Source organism: Paenibacillus sp. FSL M7-0802, from assembly GCF_038004945.1.
Lineage (GTDB): Bacteria > Bacillota > Bacilli > Paenibacillales > Paenibacillaceae > Paenibacillus > Paenibacillus polymyxa_B.
In genome coordinates this window covers 1,153,873-1,171,342 of sequence record NZ_JBBOSD010000001.1, presented here as the reverse complement: position 1 = coordinate 1,171,342, position 17,470 = coordinate 1,153,873, and the positions used below count along the sequence as shown (strand labels likewise).

Annotated in this window: 10 protein-coding genes; all 10 read left to right on the top strand. The window is 42.1% G+C overall.

Going from position 1 to position 17,470, the window contains the following annotated elements:
• The first annotated feature begins 1 nt into the window (after position 1).
• The 10 genes from MHB54_RS05900 to MHB54_RS05855 all read left to right on the top strand — a co-directional run bounded on the left by MHB54_RS05900 (position 2) and on the right by MHB54_RS05855 (position 17,254).
• Positions 2 to 3,517, top strand: a complete 3,516-nt coding sequence (locus MHB54_RS05900; RefSeq protein ID WP_023987669.1) for a peptidoglycan DD-metalloendopeptidase family protein — start codon at positions 2 to 4, stop codon at positions 3,515 to 3,517.
• Positions 3,518 to 3,617: 100 nt separating this feature from the next.
• Positions 3,618 to 4,037: a hypothetical protein gene (locus tag MHB54_RS05895; RefSeq protein WP_023987670.1), complete on the top strand. Its 420-nt coding sequence runs from the start codon at positions 3,618 to 3,620 to the stop codon at positions 4,035 to 4,037.
• Positions 4,038 to 4,040: 3 nt separating this feature from the next.
• Entirely contained in the window at positions 4,041 to 4,427 is a 387-nt protein-coding gene (locus MHB54_RS05890; protein ID WP_023987671.1) for a hypothetical protein, read from the top strand.
• Positions 4,428 to 4,444: 17 nt separating this feature from the next.
• Positions 4,445 to 7,093 carry a PKD domain-containing protein gene (locus MHB54_RS05885; RefSeq protein ID WP_023987672.1) on the top strand — a complete coding sequence of 883 codons (2,649 nt, stop codon included), beginning with the start codon at positions 4,445 to 4,447 and terminating at the stop codon, positions 7,091 to 7,093.
• Positions 7,094 to 7,133: 40 nt separating this feature from the next.
• Positions 7,134 to 8,579: a hypothetical protein gene (locus MHB54_RS05880; RefSeq protein WP_023987673.1), complete on the top strand. Its 1,446-nt coding sequence runs from the start codon at positions 7,134 to 7,136 to the stop codon at positions 8,577 to 8,579.
• Between the two features lie 35 nt (positions 8,580 to 8,614).
• A complete protein-coding gene (locus MHB54_RS05875; protein WP_023987674.1) occupies positions 8,615 to 10,450 on the top strand; it encodes a major virion structural protein in 1,836 nt (611 codons plus the stop codon).
• Between the two features lie 30 nt (positions 10,451 to 10,480).
• Positions 10,481 to 13,966 carry a hypothetical protein gene (locus MHB54_RS05870; protein WP_023987675.1) on the top strand — a complete coding sequence of 1,162 codons (3,486 nt, stop codon included), beginning with the start codon at positions 10,481 to 10,483 and terminating at the stop codon, positions 13,964 to 13,966.
• A gap of 206 nt (positions 13,967 to 14,172) precedes the next feature.
• The gene (locus MHB54_RS05865) at positions 14,173 to 15,066 is read left to right on the top strand and encodes a cell adhesion protein (RefSeq protein WP_235322384.1); all 894 of its coding nucleotides are present in this window, start codon (positions 14,173 to 14,175) and stop codon (positions 15,064 to 15,066) included.
• Positions 15,067 to 15,080: 14 nt separating this feature from the next.
• Positions 15,081 to 15,914, top strand: a complete 834-nt coding sequence (locus tag MHB54_RS05860) for a hypothetical protein (protein ID WP_023987677.1) — start codon at positions 15,081 to 15,083, stop codon at positions 15,912 to 15,914.
• A 119-nt stretch (positions 15,915 to 16,033) separates the two neighbouring features.
• On the top strand, positions 16,034 to 17,254 hold the full coding sequence (locus tag MHB54_RS05855; RefSeq protein ID WP_023987678.1) for a hypothetical protein: 1,221 nt from the start codon (positions 16,034 to 16,036) through the stop codon (positions 17,252 to 17,254).
• The last annotated feature ends 216 nt before the right edge of the window (positions 17,255 to 17,470 follow it).

Sequence of the window (17,470 nt, the reverse complement as noted above, 5' to 3'; positions counted from 1 at the left end):
AATGACTTTTGTATCTGATGTAAGTTATCCTTCTGACCGATTACTGGAATCCATGATGAAGCGTGTCCAAGCACATGGTCATCAGCCGCGCGTTGTTGTAGAACTGGATAAAATGTCTTATGTTAGAGGGCTGCGTCAGAAATATGATGTGGTTCAATATGTGAAAGATACCGTAGTGGGAGAATTCTTATCTATTGATGGAGTGACCGAACTAACCAGTGAAAAAGAGGAAACAACGATTAGTCAGACAGCTCGGCTCTCTAATATGCCCATGTCCATGCCTATTCTTTCGAGCCCTACGATGCACGGACATGTAACTGACTCCAATCACATTCAGGGTATGCTGATTACCAGTCGTCACCGTTCAGTGAATCCAAAACGCTCCAGACATAAGGGAATAGATTTTGATTGTGTCAAGGGGGATACCATCTATGCCGTGTGGGACGGGAAGATTACAGTAGCTGGTGCTGTGAAAGGCTACGGATACGCCGTATATATTAATCACGGTAATGGTTGGGAAACCCGCTACGGACATTTGAAGCCCAATGCCATGATGGTCAAGGTCGGAGATTATGTAAAGGCTGGAGATCCGATTGCGATCGGGTGGAACTCCGGCCACATCATTACCAGTGGGAGCGGAGACGGATCACATCTTCATTTTGAGGTTCGGAAGGATGGAGCCGATCTAAATCCCGAAGCATTCTTACGTGGAGAAAAATCCATACAGCTACCAATTCGAACTTCCCAAGTTAAAGGAAGAATGGTAGCGGATCTGGAGACTGGCGCTCGGGATAGCGAAACTTTCATGACAAGAATGGAAGACAACGCCACTAATTCCTATACAGAATATAGTATGGAGGCCACGGCTTATCATGCTAAATGTGTAGGTTGCATAGGGATTACAAGAGGCGGTACAGACGTCCGTGTGTGGAAGGATTACAAGATTATTGCTGTAGATCCGTCCATAATACCACTGGGAAGCAAGGTAGACGTGATTGTAGATGGTAGCAATTGGGGCGAATATTTGGCGGATGATACAGGTGGCGCTATTAAAGGCAATCGTATTGATATCTTAATGGAAAATGAGCAGAAATGCCTACAATTTGGTCGAAAGCCTGTTGTAGTGAGGGTCAAGCAATGGGGGGACGGAAGGGCTCGAACGGTGACCTCAGAAGTAAATGAATCCATTGTTTCCTATCAGATGAACCGTTCAACGGAGAAGGTATCCTATAACAAGGATTTTACAGTTAAAAAAACAAGCCTGGACTCTTCAAAATATGTAGATATAGTGGGTGCTGCACAATTTTTGGCGAATGAAACTTCTAATCAGGTCCGTAATGTTTTGGGTTTTCAGGGAACAGGCGGTGCAGGCCAGGTAAAGAAATTCGCGTTTGTTCACGACTGGTTCAAGGCGGGATGTTTGAGCTGGGCCTATATCGCCGATTTGGATGTGCAAGACAAAGTAGAGGTTAAGGTGGACGGTTATGTAGTTACTACTATTGAAGGCGTCAATGCCAAAAATGGACTTGCTTATCCACCTTCCATTCCGATACCGAGTGGACACCATAAGATTGAGTTTTCTTTATCCAATTCTTCGCAAGCATCTAAAGGTAATTTTGGACTGACTTTTTTGAAAGCAAGAGAATTTGATGTAGAATCGGTATCAGCCAAAACGGTTTGGACGTTCGAAGACGCTATGAGTACGACGAATCAATGGATACGCTACCAGCAAGTAGCGATCAAGGATTTGGGCGATCAACAGATGATATCCTCTGAAGGTGGAGAGGCTGGTATTGAACGGGTAGGTAAGATAAATAAGTTTCCTTTTACGATGCAGTTCCGCATCAAGACGGATAAGGGAACACAAGGGAAAATTATAATTTCCAATGGATCGAAAGCATTTATTATTAAAATTACAGAAAAAGGAATATCAACCAATAATGCTTCTTATAATCATAGCCATTTGAGTGAGTACACCGATTATGTTGTCACTTGTCACAACGAGACGGATATGGATGTGTATATCAAGAGCATGCTTCCGGGCGGAATTGAAAAATGGGAGAATACTCGAGTTCGCGGCGTTTCCGAGGATTATACAACTAATAGATTGTTGTTCTCTGTATCCAGCGGACGACTATATATTGCAGAGGTTAAATATGCTTTTAATGATTATGCCATTGAGCAATTTGCCACCCATATTGGCGATACGTATAAAGAGAAATGGTATGACATTGGTGGGTTTCAATATGAGGATACCTTTTCATTAGAATTGGATGTGATGAACTGGGAAGTTAATTCTCATATGGACATGTCCTCGTCCTCGGCTACAGTTACCTTGAACAACGCAAAAGGGATTTATTCCCCATCATTCGAGTGTACACCTCTATTTCCCGATACCATGAACCAACCGTCTAACGAATTCACCTACTGGGAAGAAGGGGAGCGACGTCACCTAATTAGTGAAGGGACTCCTGTCCGTATTTATGCAGGTTATGGTGATGAAATCGTTCGAGTATTTACAGGGATGGTCAAAGGTGAGGTGGAGGAGGATGCCGAGAAAAGAACACTTACGTTCCATTGCGTAGACCGATATGATATGCTAGAGGAATTTGTTTTTTATAAGGATATGGCCTATCCTCCAGAGGAAGCGTACGCAGGGGACAGCGGGGCTTTTGCCTGGATGAAATCCAGTATTATAGAGGATATTGTAACCACAGCAGGACTTAGTTCATGGCGTGTGCACCGTGAGGATCGTAAATATCCTGATTATGAGATTGATGATACGGTATACATTGATGTGAGGAAAGGCAAGAACTCCTACATGAAGTTTGATCAAAAGACAGGGGAATTGCAAGCTATATCTCAGGAAAGTGTTAAAACTGTAGGAGGTTGGGAAAATCCTTTTGTAGCAAATGTATCATTCAAAACGGGCACAAGGGCAGCCGATGCCATCCAATCGCTCATACAGGATATGCCTTATGATGTTAGGTGTGATCGTTACGGAACTTTTAAATTTAAACGAATGGATTTTCTGAATACTCCCGATTGGGAGCAAGTTATGCGTTCCAAGTGGAACTTTGCAGATGATGATAATCTACTTGAAATGACATCCTCTACAGACTACTCACGTATTCGTAACCATCTGATGATTTCTGGATCCGCAGGTTTAACAGAGCATTTTTTTGATAAAAGCTTGATTGTCGCCACCAAAGGGAATATGAGAACCGCAGGATTACAGTTACCATGGATTGAAGAGAAGGATGGGGCATCCATGCGTGATCTTAAGGAGCAAGTGGCTAATAAAGTATTTTTTGATATGAAAAGACAAGCCCGCACCAAAAATATTGTAATCCGAGGCAATCCTCTCATAGAACTTCTCGACGGATGCTATGTGTATGATAAAAACACCTTTACTGCGGGATATTATCTGATTAAAGGTAACAGATTGATTGGTAACGAAAGTGGCATTGTTAATTATTTAGAGCTTACATGGCCATCTACTTCCGCAACATCCTAATTCATTATTCATTGAATATAAAAAGGGAATGACATTACGCAAGTAGCGTTAATTGTCGTTTCCTTTTTCTTATATTGTAGGGGAAGGTGAGGTGTGAACTTTGAATAATCGGAATTTTACGAACTCCAATGAGGTATTTCCGATCATTGATCTGATCCGACGCGAGATGCGTAAGGAAGGATCCTACTTCGGGGATTCGGGCAACTTGTTAATGAATAGGGAGCATGAGGAACCTAATGTTATTAACATAGAGGTTGCACGTGAAATGCTTGAACATCCTGTATTAGTTACATCTATGATATATACCTACGATAGCGGACTTCTGGAACGATTAACGCTAGAACGGGACGAGAGCTTGCAGGTGACTGGATTTCTAATTGAATTTGAGGCGTCATCCATTCTGAATTCAGATATGGAAGAAGAAGCTGACATTCCTTCATTAAGCGCTATACACGGAAATATTATTCGGGAAAACGGTTTATTCAAAAATCTTACACTTGATTATGTAAGGGCGGTGTAGTTGTTGTCTAGTGGTGCTAATTTTGCAAGCTATATAGTAGGTGGACGTTTTGATCCTCCTTTTATGCCGACGAAGACCCAGCCTTACATTGTAGGTACTCGGATTGAATCCAGAGGAATTGGTAAAGTAGAGAGCAAAATGCAGGTCAGTGATGATTGTGAGCTCCTCTCAGTAGCTGTGGGGGCATCCTATTATGAATCTCGTGATTACTGGAACTTGTACGTGGGAGGTAAGCTGGTCTGCCAACGTATTTTCACAAAAGATCTGCCTGAAGGAATGTACTTTACTGCTATTATTCCTTGCCCGATAGGGACGGAATTTCATTTTGAATTTATGAATGAAGGTGGCAAGAACAAAGATATATGGGTGAATTATCAAATGCTCCGATAGAAAGGAGGTTAAATATGGTGGCAGAAGATAATCCCTGGCTCGAAATGCTCGTCAATGAAGACCAACTGCTGAGTGGAATCGCTGGAATTTGCTCCAAATATGGTTGGGACATCGTGGATGAATTTCATAAAGTAGTTTATGCGAGTCGGCTTGCCAAACCAGCAATTAAACGCTTTTATCTACCGTTGACAATGTCCTATGTGGATATCCCCAAACTTGCACATAAGGAAGACTATTATATTTATTTAGATGGGACGCTGATGCCTTCCTCTTACTATTCGGTAGAAGAGAAGAAGGATGGAGGACAACGTATTATCTTTGAACGAGGGGTTACAGGACAAGGGGCTATTTATTACAGTGATCTGGACGGAACCGAGGAATTCGAATTTGTCGTAGCCAAGCATTACATTGTACGAAATATATCCGGGCACCTTTTTGGAATGGCTATGCTAGGCAGTGTGAAGGAGAAAGTGCTCAATACAGGTGCAAGAATTCCCTTTGCGATTTATAAACCGCGTGCAGGTTGGGGAACGCAGCTCGAACCACAATCAGATAGCATGTTCGCTTGGGCTATCCGGAAGATCGAAGAAGATAATCTATTCGAACGCCACACGTTATATTTCTACCAATTGGACAAATTTGTGAATATAGGAAAGATGATTGTTGGTTGGGATAAGACTGCTGATTTCAAGAGACTTGCTCTAGATGTGGAAATCCAATCGTCTATGTGGAGTCTACAGGATCAAACTCAGGCGCTTCAATTTAAGGTTACTCATCAATTTCCTCAATTTTTTCAGTCACCTTTCGTTACTTCACGAACACGGATTCCACAGTTGGAGAGCCATGAGAAGGTAGCTTCTCTGGATGTGAAATTTACGAATTGGTGGGAGGATAGCAAGGTTCAGATTAGAGGTTACGTTGATGGGAAGTCATTAGTGCTAGTCTTACTAGCTGATACGGCACCTGCCTGGGAGAGTAACTCAGTACCTTCCATTCCAATCTATATGGGTGATTTTGATGTCAAGAGTGGTAGAGATGTAATGGTCAATGGGAGTAGGATTTTTGATATGAATGGTGGAGAATCCCGAAAAGAAACCATTCTTTCCACTAGTCCTATGGTCAGTGCCGGTTCTACCATTAAAGTGTGGTTATCAGGAGATGTAGATGCAGAGTCAGAGTATATTTCTCTACGTGTTGCAGGATATGAGCTTGTAAAGTTACGGACTTCAAAGTCTCAAACACCCGTAAATTCCAAGGATCAGGCAGAGTACTGCGGAGAGATTTCTTTACAGGGATTAGACGGTAAGAGTTCATTTGATCTTGAAGTGTTTGCTTCTTCTGGAGTTAATGGATTCAGTCCGACTTCTGTGAGGATTTGGTTAGACTATCATATCAATACGGAAAATGCAGGGGTAGCAACTGCTCTATTCGCGGGAACAGCGTTTTCCAAAGACGGAGCAAGTATGGAAAATGCACTTAGCCAATCTGCCCGATTTGACTATGATGACCCTGACGAAAAACGTCATCAGGAAGTTCTAATGCCTATTTTAAAAGATTATCCCACACATCCGAGTAACGGTATTGATTCTGTAATGGTGAAGAGGACGAAGTATGGAGCGCGTTATCAATCCTATTATTTTGTCTGGGCTGTTCCTCCGAACACAATGCCACCATTGCGGGATTCGGATGGAGCCAAGCACCCGAGAGCTTGGAATAACTATATGAGCAATGCGTATAAATATCAGTTCAATCCGTCTCGATACAGTGATCAGGCACACTCTGCGAGGGCTTTATTGATGCATCCGGAAGATGGTACGCATGGAACACTGAGAAATGTTATTTTATTATCGCCCTTAACTATAATGAACGGGGATGAGTTGGAGGCGGTTGATGAATATTGCACCGATGGAGCAGGTCATAAGTACAGGACCTATGCTTATTATCTGACAGAGGGTATATCACCACTGACTAAACGAGTAGCTACATCTTATCGTCCAGCGGGAATCGGTATTTTGAAAGCAGGAAATCTCAGAAGACCTGAAATACCAGTATCACCCTCGCTGCCTCCACTTGTTGTAACCATAGCTCCGTCTACGATTTCAGTCAATATCGGTGAAGGGGTAGAATTTAAGTCTTCCTACAGTAAGCATTCTCCGGCATTGATCTACGATTGGTTCGCTTCAAATGACGCGATCAGAGAAAGAGACACCGTAGACAACGCCAAATTCACTTTCAAAAAGGAAGGGGATTATACAGTAACCTTTACCTTAACGAATGAACAGGGACAGACGGGAACGGCGCAAGCGAACATTACTGTAATCAAACCCACACCACCGCCACCGCCACCACCACCACCACCGCCGCCAAATACTTTACAGTGCGGTCAGATCAATGATACGGGGGGAGGACGCAGAACAGAGAAAAACCATGAGATGGGCTCTAACCCGGGCAGAGTGGCCATTGAATACAACATGATGTCCCAGCCAGATCAGATGGATGTATATTATCAAAATCAAATGCTAGCTACCACAAAAGGATTAGTCTCTGGTACAGGAAAATTGGAGTTTAACTATAATCCCGTAGGTGGAGACACAACGATTAAAGTAGTCGTGAGTTCCAATACAGACTCCACACAATGGACATACTTGGTCAAATGTCCAATCTAGTAAGAAAAACAGGCATCGTTTATAGAAAGGGGAGAAACAAATGTCATTTATTGATACAACAGCCGCCGGATTTACTCCAAAAGTAACGGAATCGGATCTGCAACTCCGTCTAGGAGATTTGCTGGCCACAGCAGACTGGAAAGTCTCAGCCAATTTTAAGAAGGTTATTTTTGATGCTAATCTTACTAATCCTAATTATAATAAGACCGCTCAAACCAAATTCCGCATTACTGTAGCAGAACATTTTATATACACTAACAAAGAGAATAGAAGCTTCGGTATAGCAATCTCGGGTAGCTGGAATCCTAAATTTGGTGAATATGATAAAGGGAAAATTCCAGATATAGAGCAAAAGAATTTGGTTGAATTCGGAAAATGGGCTACCCAAGAATTTACTAAATATCGTTCGCCACAAACTTTATATGTGTATATGATCGAGAAACTAGAGGGGCTAGAAATGAATACACCAGATATTGTGCTGGGATGGAATGATAGTTCTGAATTAGGCCAACTTAGGGCGGCGTTAGATATAGAGGTTGAACATTCATTCTGGAATAAAGATTTAGGGAATAACCCTGTATTTACGGTTGACGGAGCAAAAGGAGGGCGTATGCAGTCTCCTATTATGCAGGCAGGACTCCGCTCTAAATTAATGGAGTCTTATTACAGTAACGAGTTCAACTTCCCTATTCAAAATACAAACTGGTGGGCAGATTCAGAAATTTCTATTAAAGGAACACTTTCAGATACAGGATTTTTCTTTATTATTCAATGCGATAATGTACCTGCCCCAGAAGGTAATTTAGTCCCGATCATCCCACTGTACTTTGGTAAAATTGATTCCATTGAGGACGGGGACAATGTCTATGCCTTATTTGCTGGCAGTGTTCCGATTATGGATACAATTGATGACGTTGCTACTTATGATTTTGACGATACTACGACCAGACAGCCACATATTATGCCATTGTTGAAATCATACCCTAAATTCCCGGCAAATGGTCTGGATAATGTTATGGTGCACCGCTCCAAGCTTGGGGCAAGATATCAAGCCCATTATCTTTCTTGGAACTCTCCGCCTAACCTTATGCCACCTACTAGATCAGCAGGTGATGGAAAAAAAGACAAAGACTATCCACGTGCATGGAATAACGCAGAAAATCCTTTATACAAATATAATTTCAATCCTTCCCGTTACAGTGGTAAAGTACATACTTCCAAGGTGTACATTATTCATCCCGAAGAAGGTGTTCGTGGTACCTTAAAAGATACCATCTCATTAGCTGCATTCTCATTTAATGCGAATAAATTGAGAGTTAAACGCACCCACTGTCCAGATGAATTCGATGTTTATCGTTACTTTTTAGTAGAAGGGATCTCCCCGCTGACTAAAAAGCCAGGAACTCAATTTCGACCAGCAGGCATTGGACTATATGTAAACACAGTTAATGAAGAAGGAATTGAAATAAAACCAACTACTCCATAATGTAGCTTGGAATCATAATAATAGAGGTGATTATTGTGTCATGGTTTGATGGAGATGCAACTATTCAACTGTTTCCGCAAGAATTGGAGAAACAGTTCAATACTCATGGTTGGGAAACGTTTATTAAATACCGAGCAATTAGCGGTGATCCTAAAAAATTAACAACCCAATTTGCGGATGTCCGGTTGTTCAGGTCTAAAGGTAGTGACGGACAAACACGTAATTTTGGTATGGTATTCGGTTATGGAGGAAAGCCTAGACAGGCAGGTGAAATGGATTTCATCTCTCAAAACTCTGTACTTGGAGAGGTACAGCGGGTTAAGAATAGTGATACTGCATTGCAGATTATCGTGCGGCCCGTAGAGCCGGATTCTGAAATGCTGTATAGGAACGGCGCTTATGTAGAGAAATCGGAATACAGCATCGAGCCATATAGTGGAGTTATTACGTTGAATGAAGCTGCACAAGCAAGCGATCAATTTACAGTTTCCTACGCACCTTCAGTTATTGCTCCTAACATGCCTAAACGTCTATTTTTCTTTAGCTTTGATGACGTACGTTCCGAGAAGATTGTTGAAGGTAAAGGGGATGGAGCAAGAGTACCAGATCCTGAATCTATTCTTCCTGATGGGACCGGAACTCGTCGAGAATTTAAAATACCTACGAATATGACGATAAAACCTGATTCGGTGCGCTTGTTTATTAATCAGATTGAGGTTTCTCCTGAAGATTATATGGTTGACTATACTACTAACATGATAAAATTCCCCTCTAATGTGAAGGCGCCAGAGCCAGGAAACGAACTTCATGTTTCTTATACCAGAATATTAGCGGGGACTGGAACAGGTACCATTAACTATGGAGACATTCCAGCACGTAAATTTGACCCGGATGCCGGAACAAGCATTATGGATGCCGTATATTCTTGCATGTACTATATCTATCCATCATTACCTACAGCTTTGTCTTTCACACCACTGGACAATTTCACGCGAGGCTGGCAACGTGATTCCACCATGTATTATTGGGGGAACTTCAACAAAGACCGGATTGTCATGTTCCTACGTCCCGATCCAACGTCTGGACCAGAGAATACTTACTATGCACCACTGTACATTGGCAGAATGACAACGCTTGGAAAATCGCCGAGAAAAAATCATGTTCTGGTTTCTGGCTGCCGGGAGAAGGACGAAGTAAAATGGAAAAAAGATATGAAACTTGGTGCCACATACGTAGACTATGGCAATAATACCTCGAACGGCAATAGCTCGGTACAACTTCAACAGTCTATTGGGGGGACGTATTACCAGCAGCATTATCTTGCTTTCATTACACATGACAAATTGGTTGATGCAGGTGAATCACGGTTTAGTCCTTCGGTGTATAGCGGGAAATATCATATTTCCCCAATGTATGTTGTGCATCCGAATGATGGTTTTGTAGGCAAGCTGGACGAATGTTATGCCATTCATCCCAAAAACATTGCACAGCTCGACGAGCTAGAGGTTGTAGAAACGGCAGATCATGAGAATCTTGGCAAGGGTGATGGAAAGAATAAAGTGTTTCATTTATCCCATCAACCTTCATTAACAAATGGAGGGGCGCCATTTAAGCTGGTAGTCAAGGTCGACTGTAACGAGGTTAAATTGGGTACGGACTACACTCTTGATCTGGATGCCAAGCGAATTGTGTTTGTGGAAGGCAAAGCACCGAAAGTAGATAAGGAGGTTCTGGCCACCTACGAGTACAAACAGATTTATCGCTATACCTTGGCGGATACACCGGTAAGCCCGTTCACGTTGGCTACTATCAGCCCATTCGCTCCAATCGGTTTGGGTATTCTGAAGGAAACGCTTATTAAGAACAGTTAACTTGTAGTGTTAAAGGAGGTCGGCGGTGACATGCTGGACGGTAAAAAATCTTACCTGATCAGTATCACCGCCCTTTTTTCTAAAAAGGGCTATGAACTGGCATTTGGTACAGATACGATCTTTGATACACAGCGGGATACACGTTATCATCTGTCTGCTCCTGTAAATAGCACTTACCGAACGCTGAAAGAGGACACGTTAAAAAATGCGTCCAAACCTCCATACTCTGCTACAAGTATATTGGGGAGAGATTGGAAAGAGGCGGAGATCGCTAGTGAGATTGAGGGTCAAAGCGTGGAAGCCGTTCACACGACCATTGTATCTTACCTTTCAGATATTCACAGGCATTTTAGTGGAGAGATTAGGCAGGGGGTGCAGCAACCTTCGCATTCTCTAAAGCCAGATGCTAGCTGGAGAACGGGAAACCAGTCCGATCAGATTAGCCATGCAGATTCTATAAAAGAAGGACAACAAAATCCTACCATTCAGGCTGATCTCTCGTTTAATGTCGAACAGGAGCAAGGAACAGATTCCAAAATTAGGCAATATATAGAGAATTCAATTTCACTTTATGAATACGGAAAAATTTCTAACATCTTGGATGGCATTCCCGATAAACTATTGGCATCTGAGCAGGACATAAGGAAAGGAATACTTTTTTCCGAATCTGCAATTCTCGGAGAAAACGTAAAACGGGGAGATTCGGTTGAACGGCATTCTATTATTCACCATCTGTTTCAGGATAAAAAAGCTATAACTGAGGAGCAAGCTACGGCTGAACTCTTTGATAATGATGTTCTTTCCCAGCATGCAAGCCAGGCATTACGTTACATCACAGATACTCGGGAGATCCTGGTTGAAGCATCAGAGTCTGGTGTGAAGGAGCAGATATTTGATATAAGTGAAACCAGCTGTTTTGAAGAGGCAGGGAAACTTGAGAATTTGAATGATCTTTTTGTGGATAACTTACTGGTAACAGAGGTAAGAGTTAAGGATGATGTCATTCCTGAAAAAGTACAAACAGCTGAGCCTAGACAAAGCGATGAAGCTATCATCACTCAGCAGAAGTATGTCAGACAACGTAAGGATTTTAAGGATTCGGCTAATGAGCAGAGTGCTGCCGCATACAAGTATTCTGCGAAAGATACCGAATATGAACAAGTAAGTGCATCTACGTGGAATGATTACCTCCCTATAACAGTACAGGAATCCTCGAAAGTTGATCATTTATATCGTCAGGATGGTATGCAGCCTCAAGGTATGCTAATTGTGAATCAGAATGTATCCTCTATTGAGCTTGAGAATGTAGAATCCACTATAGCAGAAGCATGGAGAGGAATTCTGGTGCAATCACCCGAGCTCAGCAAAATGGCTCAGGAGCTTAGCGTGTTGTATGGCGAACAAATCATGGAACAACTTGAGACAGAAATGAAAGATGATCTCCTGGAGTGTTTACAGCAAGGTAGTGTACAAGCAATATCAAGCTTGATTAGGGAAAGTATGGTTTACCGAATGCAAGAGGTATTGAACGGTAGTTCAATTGAGGGTATCCAGAGTTATCCTGTGGTAGTTCGCATTGAGCAAGGTGCTAATACAATACGTGTTCTGGCTGAAACTGCTACAAGTGATTCCTCCTCCCCCAACAATTATAGTCTAATCGAACCTGTGGGCGTGAATGCATATAAACATGAACAGGCTCACCATGCAGCTCTAAATCAGTACAGGGCGGCTTCACCATATCAAAGGTCTAGAATTCTGCAAGAAGAACAGAGTAGCACAGGCGACAGCCATTCCTCTACAGAGATTATCTATGAACATATGAGTTCGGGTATTATTGAAAATTACACGGATACAAATTTGGATGATTCAATGCCTGCCGAGTTTATATACGTCGGTGAAGGCGAGGAATTAAAAAAAATCAGTTTTTCTGATTTCAGTGAACCTCATTTGGAGGGACAACAGGGAGAGTCTTTTACGGCAGAGATATTAAGAGAAATGATTGGAGAATCACCCGAAATCAGCAGGATGTCCAGAATGATAAGAATTATGTACGGTGAGCAAGCCATGGAACTGATCAAAGTAGGGATTGAGAATATAGTAACAGAGGCTGCCAAGGAAGGCACGGTTCAGGCAGTATCGGCTTTGATTACAAACAATGTCATCCATCAGCTGGAAAAAGCATTGGACAGCAGATCAGTGGATGCCGTATCTATACAATCGGATAGGGGAAATAGGGAGCATAGTGGAGGAGCATTGGAAACTAACGCGGAAAAAGGCCTCAAGACCTTCATCGAAGATGGGCAACTTTTGGTATCGGAATGGGGAAGTTACTCCGCTACTGAGGAAGGAATACACCATACAATGGACCATGCGGAGCGTCATATGTCTACGGAATCAGATGTCCAAGCGGTGAGTAATGCACTTGTGAGCTCTGATATTACCCATGTAATGTTACACAGCATGGAAAATGGTAGCATCTTCTTCAGTTATAGAGGAGCGACGGGCTCCATGGAACAAGGGATTTCTCAATCTGTCACGGAGGGGGAATTCAGTGGTTTAGAGAATTCAACAAATACCAGTATTCCAGATGCGGACAGGACAGAAGCACTTGAAAGCGGGAAATATATTCAACAATTGGAAACTGAGGAAGCTGCGACAGTTGAGTCGGAATATAGAAAAAACATGGGAGTCTGGCGGCATGATATTGAAAAGGCAAAGCTTTCAGAATGGATTAGCGGGGTAGACAAATCTCTATTGGAGCGTGCTTCAGATCATTCAACAACCCAGACGGGTACCACGCTAAATGGTACTTTGGCCGACAACCATATGCATGCATTTGAGTCTATCCATCTTCATGGAGAGCAGGCAACACATGAGCCCATTCAGGAGACTATTACAGATTGGGTCAATCAAGCCAATAGCGTAAGTCTTAATGAAGCTCTTATCGAGCAAGTGAATGGACAAAGCAACGCTGAGAATATGCTTGAAGCTATCCAGGATGAAGAGGAAGGCTTCAGCGGTGATAATGTATACACTGGGGGCAGAGATAATTTTGAGGCTGCCGATATCGCAGATATAAACAGGATTGTGGACATACAGGAGCAGATACAAGGTGGATCTGATGCAGGAACGATTCAATCGTTGATGGCTGAGGACATAGATGCGGAGTCTATTTTAAAAACAGACGGTGCCGAGATCGATGGTCCATCTGAAGGCACTCGCAAGAAGAAGGTCATTTCTATAAAAATTGAAGATGATCAGGAAGCCTTCAGAAAGAAAAAATTGTTAAAGACACAGACCATAGATGCTCAGGAGGGTACGCGTTCGAAAAAAACGGTACCAGTTCATATGGAAAGCTCAGAGTCAGCCACACGGCATAAAATTCTGAAGACGGTTATTGAATCTCCATCTGAAGGTACCAATGAAACGATACCAGTCATGCCTAAACGCAAGATTTGGATGATTATGGGCAAGATCGCTTCTTGGAACATCTGGAACTGGAAGAAGACAAGGTAGGTGATAGATATCCTATGGGGATTTATAAAAAATGGAGTGGATTGATATTTGATGATGCGTTCAATTTGGGAGAAATTCATTCCCGATTTCAATTATCTCCGGCAAAGTCTTGTATCTTAGATACAAATTTGCATCAGCTGATAATGTGTCATACAGAATTGGAAACAATGCTTTTGGTTGATATACCTGATGAGGAGCCTGCTCTAATGCTTGAAGTTACCGCAGACTATGTCCCTAAGGTATTAGGTGATGAAGGGGGGATTGTCATCTGGCAGGATGGTTACCATCGGCTGGAATTTTTGGAGAGCAAGGATACGACAACCCGAGAATATAGTAGATGGCGGGCAGAGAAGAAGGGGAATCGATGGACCTTTTATGCTGATCGAGGCTTGGGATGGGAGCTATTTGATTCGGATGATCTTGTAGCTGGAAAAATAGGAGTCCTCTTAAAAAATCAATATCGTGATGAGTATGAAAATCTTGGTTTAGACAGAATCGTGCTATGTAAAAGCAATAAAATAACCATGGGAAATTTGCCAGAAGGCTACTCGGTATTTTTATGCGATTCCGATGGTTATACCATTGCTTCCTCCAAGGTACAGCCCATGTGGACAGGGGTTGAATTTGAGCTTCCCACGATGCCTTATAGCGGGATGTTAAGAGTTTACGATGAAAATGGGATTCTTTTATCAAGTCTTGGCGCTACAGATATGTACGGTGGTGATGTGTATCTGTATGGTACCGACCTTCGTGTGCTGTGGAAAGACAAAGAACTTAGTTTAACCGGGGAAACCTATCTGGGTACTATGTATGACGGTGTGATTCAGGTCCAGATGGAGTTATATAATCCCTCGAAAAATAAGAAAGCAGAAAATATTTCGATGGGTATCCTTAAACATTTAAAGGAATTTGGTTATGAATGGGCAGATTTGTGCCATGACGACGGATTGGATCATCCGCAAGGAGATTATATGCAGCGTCTTGATATGGATTCTCTGTTGCCAGATGGCAAGGTGAAATTCTGGATGAAGGTGGAGCGCAAGCAAGAGTATTTTGGAATTAAGCCTATTCACTTTATTTTGGATATTACTCATGTATAAGGAGGTGTTGGATTTTGGCTGGTACGAAGATGACGTTACGCAGGTATGGAAATGAAATTATATACTGGCATGAGCAGGAAGTTATTGTAGATCAGGCTTACCTGGACACGAATAAGGACCTATACATCCGTCTGACACATCCTTATATTTTGGGGACAAGGATGCTAGACGTATATCTGAATGGGCAGCATTTACTTGTTCAGGGTGGATATGAAGAAGTAGATGAGTATAAGATTCATTTGGATTTAGGAACATATCCAGTTGAGCATCCATTGGCAGGCAAGCCCATTTCTCTAGTGGTAGGCGACGAGATTTATATCCGTACATGGAAGCAAGAGTATCGTCAAGGAAACGGAAGTGGTATTGATGATCTCAGGTTTAAAAAATTGGAAGAGGAGATCGTCTCTGCCCGTAGATATACGGATCACGATGTCCTGTATCACCGATTGGATGATCGGCTGGATTATATTCAGGAACGAGCCGAGGTCAAAACCATGGTTTTTGTGATGGAACGAGTTCCATTGGGACCGTGCAAATATGAAATGAGATTCCCCTTTGAGGGAAAAATCAGGGAAGTATATGCTTCTTGCGGAGTTTACGGCACAGGGAAAAGTGAGTTTTCCATTGAGAAATGCTCACAGTGGGACTATGAAACACTACCGAGTTGGAGCAATATTTTCAGTCGAAATCTGTCAATTGACGCAGGTAAGAAGTCAAGTAATACGAGTGACACACCATATATTCTATCCAATCCTATTATTGATAAAAATGATCATTTTCGAATCTATACCCATACAGTGGGTGAAGGCTTAAAAGGCTTTACGCTGGAGATTGTCGTTACTCTATAAAGTTTAAACACTAAAAGGTTACCAAACTATCGGATATAATGCCGGGTAACAGACTTATATTGTACGTGAAATAAACATAAAAGAGGATTTTTTAAAATCCCGAAAAGGAGAGATGCTTAATGGCAGGAACAAGAGGTATTGCGAGATTCCGAGGTGAGCAGCTAAATAATAAGTTGTTACGGAATAATCATTTTGATGAGTCTAATCGAATCGGAGAAAAGTACATCGACATCCAGTTTCATAATCACCGTGAAATTCTGGAAGATACTAAGATTGACGTATTTGTACAAGTGAACGAAAAGTCGGTAAGCGGTAGTGCGCATTTGGATGTTTCGAGCGATATTGGAACAAGGATCGTCTCTACCGGAGACAAAGTTGAAGGTGTTGTGCTAACTGAGAAGGTTCAGATTCGTACCGCTGGTACAGATAGCCCGATCAGTGATAGTGATTCCGATGTGGTATATGGTCGTCTTGAAGAAAGTGCGGGCAGCTTTCTCTTGAAATTTTATAGTGTAGAAGCTGGTAAAGAGCAACCTTATACATTTGATGCTAAGGCAGGTAAGATTGATTATCGTTTCGTGATTCGCACGAATCTGTCTGTTATTCCTTCTGATGCAATTATTCAGGGGGGTGGTGGATTCGTCGAAGGTGCTACCGATGCTAAAGCATATATGAACCTGATTCAGTTAATGAAGGATTTATATGGTTCAGCGGGAACACTGGATAATGACGGTAATGCAAATCTGGGTATTTCTATTCAAGGACAAATTAATCAGGAGATTCAAGATCGTAAAGCTGAAAGTCAGGCTATTCGGGATGATTTTTCTGCGACTACGGGAGCACAACTTATCGGGGTTTCGACAGATCCGAATTATAGTGGACTTACTTTACAGGAAGCACTCAGCAATTTGGCGCAGCGTTTAAAAATGTCTGAGGATTTAATGAATGGAATTAGTGATCGGGATGCTGATTCCGCCAATGGTTATTTCAAAGCAGGGAATTTTGGTAATGCAGAAGGCCGAATTGTGGATTTGGAGAAGGCTGCTGATTCCGCTTTTAAAGTGTTAAATGTAAAGGTGGATTATATTGAAGTAGCGGACGAAGAAGAGGTATTTGAAGCTGCTGGCGGTGAAACAGAGTTCATCCTGAAAAAAGGAAAGGCCAAAGATAAAACTATACGCTTGGCCATTAATGGGCAGCTTCAAACACCAGGAATTAACTTTACCTATATTAAGGACGCTGGTGGAGCTATTACAGGCTTTAATTTTACGCCGGATACGTTGAAGGTGGTCGAGGGCATATCTGATGTTTTATTCATCCAGTATAAAAAAGCAAATTAAAAGGTCGTGTTGTATTCTATAGAAAGCTAGTCGTTAATTCTTCATTTTATAATATTTCAGCCACCCTTTAGTTAGATATTGGACGAGCTTATGCTCATCTAATACCAGCTAAGGGGTGTATTTGTGTAATACGTTAATTTTGAGAATTTGACAGGCTTTATTCTCACAGGTTGTTAGATTCTCCTCTTAGTGACTTATATTGAGTGTGCCATGAAG